This window comes from Rahnella sp. CJA17(1/100), assembly GCF_963881615.1.
Classification (GTDB): domain Bacteria; phylum Pseudomonadota; class Gammaproteobacteria; order Enterobacterales; family Enterobacteriaceae; genus Rahnella; species Rahnella aceris.
Window position 1 is genome coordinate 23,387 of record NZ_CAWOJA010000005.1, and the last position, 12,178, is coordinate 35,564.

Annotated in this window: 13 protein-coding genes and 1 pseudogene; 1 reads left to right on the forward strand and 13 read right to left on the reverse strand. The window is 53.0% G+C overall.

Features of this window, described 5'->3' with window-relative positions; all coding sequences use genetic code 11:
- Positions 1-205 precede the first annotated feature (205 nt).
- Complete coding sequence (locus AACU55_RS03370) at positions 206-814, forward strand: HD domain-containing protein (RefSeq protein ID WP_013576764.1); 609 nt, start codon at positions 206-208, stop codon at positions 812-814.
- A 44-nt stretch (positions 815-858) separates the two neighbouring features.
- Here the strand turns inward: AACU55_RS03370 and AACU55_RS03375 are convergent, their stop codons facing one another.
- The 13 genes and pseudogenes from AACU55_RS03375 to AACU55_RS03435 form a co-directional block, all read right to left on the reverse strand.
- Positions 859-2,166: an ABC transporter substrate-binding protein gene (locus tag AACU55_RS03375; protein WP_134706655.1), complete on the reverse strand. Its 1,308-nt coding sequence runs from the start codon at positions 2,164-2,166 to the stop codon at positions 859-861.
- The gene (locus AACU55_RS03380) at positions 2,159-3,265 is read right to left on the reverse strand and encodes an ABC transporter ATP-binding protein (RefSeq protein ID WP_015690330.1); all 1,107 of its coding nucleotides are present in this window, start codon (positions 3,263-3,265) and stop codon (positions 2,159-2,161) included. Before AACU55_RS03380 ends, AACU55_RS03375 begins: the two co-directional genes overlap by 8 nt.
- Positions 3,265-4,092: a phosphodiesterase gene (locus AACU55_RS03385; protein WP_013576767.1), complete on the reverse strand. Its 828-nt coding sequence runs from the start codon at positions 4,090-4,092 to the stop codon at positions 3,265-3,267. The genes AACU55_RS03380 and AACU55_RS03385 overlap by 1 nt, the downstream gene beginning before the upstream one ends.
- A gap of 11 nt (positions 4,093-4,103) precedes the next feature.
- Positions 4,104-5,003, reverse strand: a complete 900-nt coding sequence (locus tag AACU55_RS03390) for a carbohydrate ABC transporter permease (RefSeq protein WP_037036698.1) — start codon at positions 5,001-5,003, stop codon at positions 4,104-4,106.
- On the reverse strand, positions 4,993-5,865 hold the full coding sequence (locus AACU55_RS03395; RefSeq protein WP_013576769.1) for a carbohydrate ABC transporter permease: 873 nt from the start codon (positions 5,863-5,865) through the stop codon (positions 4,993-4,995). Before AACU55_RS03395 ends, AACU55_RS03390 begins: the two co-directional genes overlap by 11 nt.
- 162 nt (positions 5,866-6,027) lie before the next feature.
- A complete protein-coding gene (locus tag AACU55_RS03400) occupies positions 6,028-6,429 on the reverse strand; it encodes a hypothetical protein (RefSeq protein WP_037036695.1) in 402 nt (133 codons plus the stop codon).
- Positions 6,407-6,745, reverse strand: coding sequence for a polymorphic toxin type 44 domain-containing protein (locus AACU55_RS03405; RefSeq protein ID WP_234300274.1), 339 nt, complete (start codon positions 6,743-6,745; stop codon positions 6,407-6,409). Before AACU55_RS03405 ends, AACU55_RS03400 begins: the two co-directional genes overlap by 23 nt.
- An 81-nt stretch (positions 6,746-6,826) precedes the next feature.
- Positions 6,827-7,313, reverse strand: a pseudogene (locus AACU55_RS03410) (Hcp family type VI secretion system effector).
- A gap of 463 nt (positions 7,314-7,776) precedes the next feature.
- Positions 7,777-8,097, reverse strand: coding sequence for a hypothetical protein (locus tag AACU55_RS03415; protein ID WP_112150861.1), 321 nt, complete (start codon positions 8,095-8,097; stop codon positions 7,777-7,779).
- A gap of 379 nt (positions 8,098-8,476) precedes the next feature.
- Positions 8,477-9,409 carry a ribokinase gene (gene rbsK / locus AACU55_RS03420; RefSeq protein WP_037036693.1) on the reverse strand — a complete coding sequence of 311 codons (933 nt, stop codon included), beginning with the start codon at positions 9,407-9,409 and terminating at the stop codon, positions 8,477-8,479.
- Positions 9,406-10,350: an allose kinase gene (gene alsK, locus AACU55_RS03425; protein WP_134706657.1), complete on the reverse strand. Its 945-nt coding sequence runs from the start codon at positions 10,348-10,350 to the stop codon at positions 9,406-9,408. Before alsK ends, rbsK begins: the two co-directional genes overlap by 4 nt.
- Positions 10,351-10,365: 15 nt before the next feature.
- Positions 10,366-11,046 (reverse strand): D-allulose 6-phosphate 3-epimerase, encoded by a 681-nt coding sequence (alsE, locus tag AACU55_RS03430; protein ID WP_013576774.1) that lies wholly within the window; start codon positions 11,044-11,046, stop codon positions 10,366-10,368.
- Positions 11,047-11,084: 38 nt separating this feature from the next.
- Complete coding sequence (locus tag AACU55_RS03435; RefSeq protein ID WP_134706658.1) at positions 11,085-12,170, reverse strand: ABC transporter permease; 1,086 nt, start codon at positions 12,168-12,170, stop codon at positions 11,085-11,087.
- Between the last annotated feature and the right edge of the window lie 8 nt (positions 12,171-12,178).

Consider the following 12,178-nt stretch of genomic DNA (forward strand, 5'->3'; position numbering starts at 1 on the left):
TTAGGCAGATCATCATTTCATTCACCCCGTTGTGTGAAGCCCTTCAATTCATTCAATTTGTTTATAATTTATTCAGATTCCATTTTTGAGACACATGCATTTTCCGCACCCAAAAACATGATTTTTTTATATCAAGCGACTAAGGTGTAGCGGAAAAGTGAAATAACGCCGTTTACCATGCCGTCAATATGACTAAGGTTTTAGTATGTCTGCAGCCACTACCCCGCTGAATTTCGGCGCAATGACCGAAGTTTTTCAGTTCCTGATGGAAATCGACAAACTGAAAAGCGTGCAACGTCGCACCAAAGTGTTAGGCACTGAGCGTCAGGAAAACTCCGCAGAACATAGCTGGCATTTCGCCGTGGCAGCAATGTCCCTGGCCCCTTTCGCACCGGAAGGCGTTGATATCAATAAAGTCATCCGTATGGCTTTGATCCACGACATCGTCGAAATCGATGCCGGTGATGTGCTGGTTTACGATCTCGCTGCCCGCGCAGCAGTTCATGATCAGGAAATCATTGCCGCGAAACGCCTGTTCGGCCTGCTGCCTGCACCGCTGAACACACAATTCCTGGATTTGTGGAATGAATACGAAGCGGGTGAAACCCCGGAAGCGCGCTTTGCGCTGGTGATCGACCGCGTGATGCCGATGATCATGAACCTGAATAATCAGGGGCAGAGCTGGGTGGAGAACAATATCCGTCTGGAGCAGGTGTTAGCCCGTAATGCCTTTATCGCCGATATCCATCCTGAACTGTGGCTGCATATCCGCAGCCATCTGGACAACGCCCACCAGCAGGGCTGGCTGAAGTAATTTTTTTGCTCCTTCCCCTCGTAAAGGGGAAGGAGCGAGATCACCTACTTTGGAACAGTCAGTGCCGTTGATTCCACATAAGGTTTCAGGATGGTGTCGGCGTCTTTCTGTGCCTGTGCCGCCGCCGCTTCCGGCGTGACTTTCTCATCATTAACCAGCGCCGCCAGCTGATTTTCCATCGCCTGACGCACCGCCACGGTTTCATACGTCGCATACCACGGATAGGCGTATTTCAGCTGCTCCAGCGCAATCGCCGCACGCGGATCTTTCGCCAGATATTCTTTCATTTCCGGTGTGTCATAAGACGCCATACGCGGTGAAAAATAGCCGGTAAAGCGGCTCCAGGCACCGTTCACTTTCGGGCTGACCAGATATTGCAGGAAGGTATAAGCCGCTTTTTTCTGGTCATCGGAAATGCCTTTAAAACTCACCAGACTCGCCCCGCCGATGGTGACACCGTTACGCACTTTGGCAGGCATCATCGCCACGCCCAGCTCAAAATCTTTGGTATTTTCACGCATAAAGCCCAGTGCACCGGTGCTCAGCATCGCCATGCCGAGTTTGCCGGAAAAGAACGCCGCGCTGATTTGCTTGGAGTTCAGCACACCCGACGGCATCACTTTGTCGCGGTATACCAGATTCTGCCAGAAGCGCAGCGCGCCCAGGGTGGATGGTTTGTCGTAATACACTTCGCCCGGATAATCGGCGTTGTAATACTGGCCGCCATTGGCGCGGGTCAGTGCCGATAAAATCCAGCCGCCGTAGTCATCGTTGGTCGATGGCAACATGATCCCCCACTGACCTTTCGCCGAATCCGTCAGCTTTTTCGAGTCTTCCAGCAATTCATCCCAGTCTTTCGGCGGCGCGGTAATGCCCGCTTTGGCGAACATGTCTTTGTTGTAATAGAGAATTGGCGTCGAATTATGGAACGGGATTGCGTAAGTGACGCCGTTAAGCTGAGCGTTCTGGCGCATGGCGGGCCAGAAGTTTTGCGTCAGGAACGGCGTGGCTTTCTGGTCGCCGAATTTGAACAGTTCGTCCATCGGCAGAATTTCGTTTTTGATCGCCAGATCCGCCGTGAAGTTAGCCGACATGATCACCAGCGCCGGTGGCTGGCCGGATTTCGCTGCCGCTTCGGCTTTCACTTTGGTGGTGTCATAACTGCCGGTAAATATCCCGCGCACTTCCACATCATTTTGTGACTGGTTAAATTCTTTGATAACGCGGGTCATTTCCATGGTCAGCTTGCCGTCAACCGGCGCAGGGAACATGAAATCGATATTTTCTTTGGCGGACGCCGTGCCTGCGGCAATAAAGCCGATGGCGAGCGCCAGCACAGATACTTTACGCATGATGGTGATTCTCCCGGTGCAGATTCTGCTGGTTTTGGCCTGAAAAAAGATGAAGGTCGTGCAAAGAGAAATACAAAGTAATGCGGTCGCCGGGTTGTGGAATGTCCCCGCTGTTTTCCCGCAGCTGGTTTTTACGTACGTAACGGATTTTCCCGAGCGGCGTGTCGGCATGGCACAGATACTCCGCGCCGAGCAGTTCGCGATAGGTCAGCGTCGCCTGCAATTGCAGGCTTTCGCCTTCCACCGGCCGGTCGCTGATGTGTTCGGGTCTGATGCCCAGATACACCTCATCGAGCGCCTGCGCATGTTCAGTTTGCGGCAGACGGACCGGCTGGTTTTCGACTGTCAGCACGCCAGCGGCGCACGGCAGCAGAAACAGATTCATCGACGGGGTGCCGATAAATCCGGCGACAAACAGGTTGGCCGGGTGCGCGTACAACGTTTCCGGCGCGCCGATTTGTTGCAAATGGCCTTTATCCAGCACCGCGATCCGATCCGCCATGGTCATGGCTTCCATCTGATCGTGAGTGACATAAACGGTGCTGGTTTTCAGTTGCTGATGCAGTTGCATGATGCCGTCACGCACTTCCGTGCGCAGCCGTGCATCGAGATTCGACAGCGGTTCATCCATCAGAAACAGCTTCGGATCGCGCACAATGGCGCGCGCCATCGCCACACGCTGACGCTGACCGCCGGATAACTTGCCGGGTTTACGTTTGAGCAACGGCTCCAGTTGTAATAATCCCGCTACACGATCCACCCGCGCCTGGTGCTGATCTTTCGGCTCATTGCGCATACGCATGCCAAAGGTGATGTTCTGTTCCACGGTCATGTGCGGGAACAGCGCGTAGTTCTGGAAGATCATTGAGAAATTTCGTTCGCGCGGCGACAGCCCGGAGATGTCATTGCCGTCGAGCATAATGCGCCCGTCGCTGACCTCTTCAAGACCCGCCAGCAGGCGCAGCAAGGTACTTTTTCCACACCCCGACGGCCCGACCAGCACCAGAAATTCGCCGTCGGCAATCTCCAGCGACAGCTTATTCACCGCCGTGCTGCCTTCAAACTGTTTGGTAATATTTTCCAGACGAATGCCAGACATCATTGCTCATCCGCCGGGCAACTGATTTGCGCGTCATACAGATACGGCCCCGGATATTGCGACAGCGGATGCAGATAGCTGACCAGCCCGGTGTTATCCACCAGACGGTGCATCACGCAGGCCGCCGGTTCGAGGTTATAAAACGGTGCCGGATTGTGATGATAATACGGCACCTGATGCACCGTGCCGGGAATGGTGGTGATGATCGCCTGTTTGTACTGGGTGAAAATCAGGCGGTGCGTGTGGCCGCAGAACACGCGAACCAGTGACGGGAAGCGGTCGATCAGCGCCAGCAGCTGATCGCCGTTTTCGCAGGAAATCGCGTCCATCTGCGCCGAACCGACTTTCACCGGCGGATGGTGCATAAACACCGCCGTCGGTTTATCGCCGCCCTGCTCCAGCTGACCTTCCAGCCACGCCAGCGTTTCGAGCGTCAGGTACCCTTTCGATTCTCCGGCCAGGCTGGAATCGACAAACAGCAGACGCATCGGGAAATCATCGATGGCATAACGCATATTTTGCGGATCAGTACCGAGCTGCGGGCACAGCGGATGCAGCGCTTCCAGAAACTGCGCTTTGTCGTCGTGGTTGCCGGGAATGATAAACAACGGATAGCGCAGGTTGCCCAGCGTGCGGCGCGCCACTTCATATTCCTGCGGCAAACCGCAGTTAACGATATCGCCGGTGATCACCACCGCATCCGGTTGTTCTTCCAGCGCGTTAAGCTGGCTGACCACTTCGGCGTTACAGCCGTTCACATCGATAAAGTCATACAGTTTGCGGCCGTGGCTGCGAAAGTGCATGTCAGAAATCTGAGCTAAAAACATGGATGACTCCTTTATTTGATGCCCGAGAAGCCGAAGCTTTTCAGGAACTGTTTCTGAAAAATAATGAACGCCAGCATCAGCGGCAGGCACACCATCAGCGTTCCGGCAGTAATTAAGCCCCACTGCCCGCCCGATTCCGCACCCATCGCGAAAGACACCAGTCCGACGGTCAGCACCTGTTTGTCCGGATCGTTAAGCACCATCAGCGGCCACAGGTATTCATTCCAGTGATAGGTAATGCTGACAGTGGCAAAGGCGAGGATGGCGGGCCACGACATCGGGATCAGCACGCGGAACACCACCTGCCACCAGCGGCAGCCCTCCATCAGCGCGGCTTCTTCGATTTCACGGGGAATGCTGAGAAATGCCTGACGCATCAGGAATACGCCAAACGCTGAGGCGAAATACGGCATCATCACGCCGGTCAATGTATTGAGCAGCCCGAACTGTTTGAGGATCATCATGTTCGGCACCATCATAATCACCGGCATGATCATCAGCTGGATCAGCAGCAGGTAGAACAGTGTCTGTTTGCCGCGAAATTCGTGATATGCGAACACGTAACCGGCAGTGGTGATCGTCACCAGCTGAACCAGAAAGGTGCCGAAGGAGAAGAATAGGGTATTGGCGTAAAGCCGCAGCCAGTCGGCGCTGTCCCACGCATCACGGAAGTTTTGCAACGTCAGCGGGAAGCGCGGCAACAGCGAGGCCATATCCGGCGAAAAACTGCTTTCACTGAATGCTGACGACAGCATCCACAGGAAAGGCGCCATCCATAAAAAGGCCGCGCACAGCAGTAAAACCGGCAGTGTCGAACGGCGCGCACCGCGCAATAACATCGATGGCGAACGCACGCCCGCCCGCAATTTTTTACCGGTCATCACCGGCGCTTCAGACGTTTCAACGCTCATAGTGAGCTCCTCTTTCCAGCACACGCAGATTCAGCATCGAAAAACCAAACAGCAGCACCAGCGTCAGGAATGTCGCCGCCGAAGCTTTGCCTAAATCATGGGTGTCATTCGCCAGACTCTGGATGTAATACAGCAAGACGGTGGTGGCGTTATTCGGCCCGCCCTGTGTCATCACTGCGACGTGATCTATCTGGGTAATCGAATAAATCAGCGCGATAGTGACCACAAAACTGATGGTCGGGCGCAGTAACGGCAGCGTGATATAGAAGAAAACCTGCGGGCGCGACGCCCCTTCCATCAGCGCCGCTTCGCGTGCAGAGGCGGGGATCGACTGCAATCCGGCGAGGAAAAACAGCATGTAATAACCGGCGAATTTCCACACGCCGATCACGCTCAGCGCAATCAGCGCACTGTTGCTCATACCGAGATAATTGTTATTCATCGGCCCGAATGCTTTCGCCAGGTAGTAATCCAGCAGCCCCATACCGGGCATGAAAATGAACAACCACAAGGTGGCGGCACTGACCAGCGGGATAATCATCGGGAAGAAAAACGCGGTACGCAGCCAGCGGTTCAGCGAGGTGTTTTCCCACAGCGCAACCGCCAGCAGCAGCGCAAGAATAATGCCGGGCACCACGGTCATCAGGATGTACGCCAGATTATTGAGCAGCGCGCGCCAGAAGACTGAATCCTGGATCAGGCGCAAATAGTTTTGCAGACCGACAAACGGCGGCGCGTCTGACGACAGACGGCTGTCAAACAGGCTGTCCGTCGCTGACTGAAATAAGGGGTAATAGGTGAATAAAAACAGAAAAATCAGCGTCGGCAGCAAAATCAGATAAGGGAACAACGTGCGGCGCATTACAGGGTACCGGTCAGCGAAATAAGGTGCCTATCCTGTCCTGCATTTGTGTCAGCCACATGGCGGGAATGTGATGGTTATTTGAATGAAATATGAGCATTGTTACTGAACAAAATAGAGGTCGGGTTTAAGATTGAACGGTAACATACGGATAAAACCCCACTAAAATGGGGTTGAGTTGAGGTATATAAAGACAGAATCAGATTGGTTGGTAAAACTATAAATAGTTCCTTTAACTGTAAAATAGAGATATCTGCCCTTCAATTGCATTTGGACATTTGAATCTGAAGTAAAAAGAACAGAAGGATAATCTCTGACATCCGCCAGAAACTCTTTCTCTGTTTTTACAGATGGATAAAGATAATATTTATACGTATTTTGGGTCGTTGCACCCGCACTACCTTCAGTCACATAAAGGGTATTAAACTCGCCTATACTTTCCTTTCGTATAATCGTTTGTTCATAAGGTGAAAAATCTAATACCACCTTAATTAAATACCCCAGGAAAGCTATAACCAACACGATGAAAATATATATTTTCCTAAAAACCCGTTCTTTTTGCATAATCAATTCCTGCTCTTATCCATGTCTGATCTTTAGGATCATCCCAATGGGAGTTTGGTCCCTCATAAGAATCCCATTCAGGATCATTTGTACCTGCAAATTTTTGAGCCACGCCAGCACCTCTTAATAAAACACCAGGTGAAATACCTGCTGCTGTTCCTACAGCCCCGTAATGAAAATTCCCGAAATTTTCATATTTTCCACCCAACTGTTTATAGTCCCAGGGTCCATGATTCCTGACCTGATTATAGAACCATATATAAGTTAATGCAGATGGACCTTTGTGTAAACGAGCCGTCATCATATGATTACTCATAGATATGCCTGGGGGGATGATTGCAGATATATCATAAGGAGGATGTTGATTTACACCTTTTACAGGGTGTCTGGACATAATTTACGCCCTTTCATTCCATGAGTCTGTGAACATGATGTTCCCATCGCAATGTTTCCACGTCATTTTTTCGTAACGGAGTTCAACAACTTCAAGATGATTGTGCTTTTCTTTGGTTGGATCTTTAATATCATGCATCAGCGGGGAAATGCTCACAACCTTAACGCCTTCGATAAATATATTGAAATACTCAACTTCTTGCCCTGCATCATTGATATGATACCATTTAAATTCTGCTGACTTTAAAGTTTGGCCTTTTGAAACCGCTTTATATAAATAAGGTGATGATGAATCAAACTCTTTTTGGAAAATCATCGCAGAATGATTACGCGTTGCTGTAATGCTTCCGGTTAAAGGGTCTGTTGGCAATCGTAAATTTATGTGAAAAACCTGTGACCTCAATACTACCTTCTCTATTATTTACATCCACAGACCCTTTGATTTCCGCACCGCCGTCATCTTTCAACCATAAATAAGCTGGAATTGCCATTTAAATATCCTTATTGAAATAATAAATTCACCATACAAACACTACCTCTTTGTAATTTAAAAATCAATCGTCTGAAACAGTAATGCTTTCGCTTAACTATATGCAATAATAACCATCATCAAATTTAATATAATAAATTTTTATCTAAATTGAGAATATCTTTATTAGATCCCAGCCAATGCCTCCGCATTGATTTTGGACGTGTGAGTAAATTGTTATATATATGGTTAAAATAAAGTTGTAATAACGTTCAAGATAAAATCTGGAAGATGTCTCGCAGGAATAACGCAGTCGGCGCCCTCCCCTGCGAAGGGGAGGGTTGGGGTGGGGTATTAAAGCAAAATCAAAAAGTTGAAGTGTGCTTTGAAAAGAGTTAGCCCTTAAAACCCCCTCCCGGCCTCCCCCTTCGCAGGGGGAGGAGCAAAGAAAAACCCGCAGCTTTTGCATGGGGATGAGCAAAAGATTACCCCCCCATTTTCGCTTTCGTTAACGCAATCCCCGCCTTCTCTGACAACTCAAACAGTGCCGGAAGCAGATGCGCAGAGGCTTTCAGATAGGCGCTCACCTGCGAAACGCCTTCCGGCGGCAACAGTTCGCTATTTTCCAGCCCTTCACTCAGGCACAGCAAACCCTGGCAAAGCCCTTCAGCGGATTCAGACGCGACAGCGCCGAGATCGTAAAGCTGGGGATCGGTGAAATGGCTCAGATCCAAATCGGCAATCAGGGCACGGAAAACGGTGAGGGAATTTTCGGGATGGGTGGTTTCGGTAATTGAATCGGTCATTTTAAAGTCTCGAGTAAATTATGTTTTGCCCCACACGAGACGCTAACCTCGGGTGGTGGCTCAGACAGAGTTAGCGTTACCGGACTCGAAAACCGGCGCTTCTGAGAAGCCCCTGCCTGAACCACCATAATTTACAGGTGACTCAAAACCTGCGGCATTATGCCACAGTGCAATCGAGTAAATCTGATCCAGAACGCTAATTCTGACTACGGTTCTTCCGCAGCGAAGCGACTATATTCCTGCCATTTTTCGAATGAAATGGGCTGGATGGAATTACAGGGAGTTACTTTGAAATCTGGAAGATGTCTCGCAGGAATAACGCCGGTCGGCCCTCTCCCAACATCCCCCTTCGCAGGGGGAGTAGTAAAGAAAACCCGCTTCAAACCACCACAACCCCCATCCTCTCCCGCGCTTCTTCATACGTCGGCATCGATGCCGCCGCGCCTGCTCTTTCCACACAAACCGAGGCGTAGGCGGATGCGAACTGCGCGGCTTCGGAGAGTGTGGCGCCAGCGGCAAGCTGGGAGGCCAGCGCGCCGTTAAAGGCGTCACCTGCGCCGGTGGTGTCGACCGGGGTCGCCGGACAGGCCTGGATAATCTGCGTTTCGCCGTTGACTGAAAGCAATGCGCCCTGCGTGCCCAGTGTGATGATCAGCGCCTGGATCCCTTTAGCGTGCAGCGCGTGGGCGGCGCGTTGGGCAGAGGGAATATCGCGGACTTCAATGCCGGTCAGCAGCGTGCATTCCGTGGCGTTCGGCGTCAGTAAATCAACCTGCGACAGCAGATGGTCGGACACCGGCTGGAACGGCGCGGGGTTGAGGATAATGTAGGTGTCATTTTCCTTCGCGATGCCGATCAGTTTTTCAATCGCAGGCAGGTTATTTTCGAGCTGCGTCAGCAGGATATCAGCGGCGGCGACGGCCGGACGGCATTGTTCGACTTCTTCGTCGGTGACCGTCAGGTTGGCGCCCGGATCAACGGCAATCATGTTTTCTGCATCGGCTCCGGCGACATAAATCAGCGCGTTGCCGGTCGGGCATTCGCTGGTGGAAAACAACGTGACGGCATCGAAACCGGCGCTGTCGAGATGGCGGCGGGCAAACATGCCGAAATCATCGCGACCAACTTTACCGATGTAATGCACCCGCGCACCGGCACGCAGTGCGGCGACCGCCTGATTGGCGCCCTTGCCGCCCGCGCCCATCATGCTGTTGCGGGCAATCAGGGATTCCCCCGGTTTGGGGAAACGCGCCATGCCTGCGACGATATCGAGGTTGAAAGACCCAAATACGCATACCTTGCCTTTGTTCATGCCTCTCTCCTGAAGGAAAATGTTCCGGCGGCCAGAGCTGGCTGCGACGGAAAAACGCGCTGTGCGGCTAAACAAGCGCCACGACAACCAGTCTCGTCGGTGACGGCGCTGAAATGAATGGTCAGACCGTTCGCCGGATACGGGCTGCGTAAATGGCTGCGTAACTGTTGTTCCAGTTCGGCCAGCGGGAAGTTTTCCATCGCCAGCACGCCACCGCCCAGCACCAGATATTCGGGATCCAGAATGTTCATTTCGCTGGCGACGGTGCGCGCCAGTCGTGCCACAAATTCAGTTAAATCCACATGCCCCGCATGACGTACAAACAGGTCGGCGAACGGTGTCTGCGGCGCATGTTGCCGTGCCCAGCCGGTCAGCCAGTTGCCGGACGTCAGCGTTTCGACGCAGCCGGTTTTGCCGCACGGACAAAGCAGCGGATTCCCCGCCAGCGGGATGTGCCCCAGTTCACCCGCACCACCGTGCGCGCCGTGGTAAAAATCACCGTGGATCCACAAACTGTTGCCCAGCCCGGTGCCGAGATACAGCCCGACGGCAACATCCGGCAGTGCGCTGTGCTGGGTTAAATCCCACCACATCAGATGGTTAACGTCTTTGTCCATCGCCACAGGCAGATGCAGGCGTTGCGAGAGCAACGCCGCCACCGGCTGATTATCCAGTGCGGAGATAAACGGCAGCGACAGCACGGTCTGGCGGTCGCGGGACAATATGCCCGGCAGCCCGAGCATCACCTGCGCCACCTGATGATGCGGATCCTGTTCCTGCAAATACGCCGTGATCAGGTTTTCCAGCCCCTGTAACGGATCGGACTGCCCCGCCCAGCGTTGGGTCGGGGTTTTGTGGTAGCCGCGAAAATTTTGCTGGCTGTCCATCAGCATTAAACGGGTATTGGTGCCCCCGACATCCACTCCAAGAAAGTGCGGCATACGGCTCTCCTGCCCTCAGGCTGCGTGACGCGCCTGACGCATCTGATCGAGCATTTTGTCCCAGGCAACATCCAGATCGTTGTCCAGCGTGAACAGGCCGGAACTGCCGACGATCAGCACTTCCGCGCCTGCGCCCATCAGATCCTGATAGGTGCGCAGGTTGCAGGATCCGTCGATTTCGATCAGATAGCGGTAGCCTTTTTGCTGTTTGAGATCGCGCAGTTGCGCGATTTTCCCCAGCATTTCAGGGATGAACGGCTGACCGGCGTAACCCGGATCGACGGTCATCACGGTGATTTTATCCAGCAGATGAATGTAGTGCTGTATGTATTCCACCGGTGTCGCGGGGTTGAGCACCACGCCGACTTTTTTACCCAGCGAACGGATCTGGTTGATGATGCGGAACGCGTCGCGGTTAATGGTTTCGGCATGCGGACAAATAAAATCGGCACCGGCAAGGGCTATCGGCTCGATAAAGTCAGCCGGGTTTTCCACCATCATATGCACGTCCAGAACCAGCGGCGTATGCGGGCGGATCTGCTCGATAAAGAACGGCGACAGCGTGATATTTTTGACGTAATGCCCGTCCATGATGTCGATGTGCAGCATGTCAGCGCGACGGTTCAGCACCTCGAGTTGCTGTTTAATGTCGATCAGGCTCATGCACATCAGCGACGGAGAAATTTTGTATTCCATGATGTTTTCCTAAGTCAGAGGCAATTTTAAAAAAGTGTTTAAGGTTGAGCCGCCCGCGCTTTGGCAGCGCTCATTCGCCCTGCCCTTTTTTGCAGATAACGGCTGCGGAAGAATTTCAGCGCCAGCACCACAATCAGTACTGCGCCCCACATCGCCAGGCTGAAATGCGGGCTGACGTTCATCAGATTCAGGCCGGTGGAAATCACCTGCAGGACAATCAGCGAGAGCACCACGCCCGCGACTTTGCCGAAGCCACCGTTGGGATCGGTGCCGCCGAGGATGATGGCCAGCACCGTCAGCAGCAGATACGAGTCGCCGTAGCCCATGCGCGCCGAGTTGAAACGCGCCATCATAATCAGCCCGGCAATCACGCATAACATGCTGGAAATCACGTAGATGGCGATCAGTACGCGGTGGGTATTCACGCCGCTGAAATGGGTGGCGTTGATGTTGCTGCCGCTCATGTAGATGTATTTACCGAGGCGGGTGCGTTCTAAAAACACCGCGATTAAGGCTGCAGTCAGCAGGAAGATAATCAGCGGAACCGGAACGCCGAGCAGGGTTTCCGCGCCGATAAAGCGCACGATGTCCGGCATACCGCTGATCGCCGCACCGCGTGAAAGGTAGATGCCGACGCCGTTCACCATGGTCATGGTCGCCAGCGTCACCAGAATCGGATGGGCACCGACATACGCCACCAGCGCGCCGGTCAGCATGCCAATCACCAGCGCCAGAATCATTGCGCCAACCAGCGCCAGCGTCAGCCAGACCGCCTGCATCGCCATGCTGGCATCCGGCGGCATCCAGGTGAGAAACACCCACGCCATCAGTAAGCTGGTCAGGTTAGCGGTGGCGATAATGCACAGGTTCAGACCACCGCTGAGGATCGGGATAAACATCGCCAGCGTCAGTAAACCGAGTTCCGGCAACTGGAAGGCGACGCTCATAAAGGTGGCATCACTGAAAAACCGCCCCGGCATCGCCAGGCTGAAACCGATGATCACCACCAGCAATAACAGCGATAATCCCAGCGTGGTGTTATCTATTTTCAGGGAAGCGATTTTCAGGCGAGGCCGCGCATCGGGCTTCGCTTTAAGACTCACATTTCTGCTTTTTGCGAACATAGCGGTTT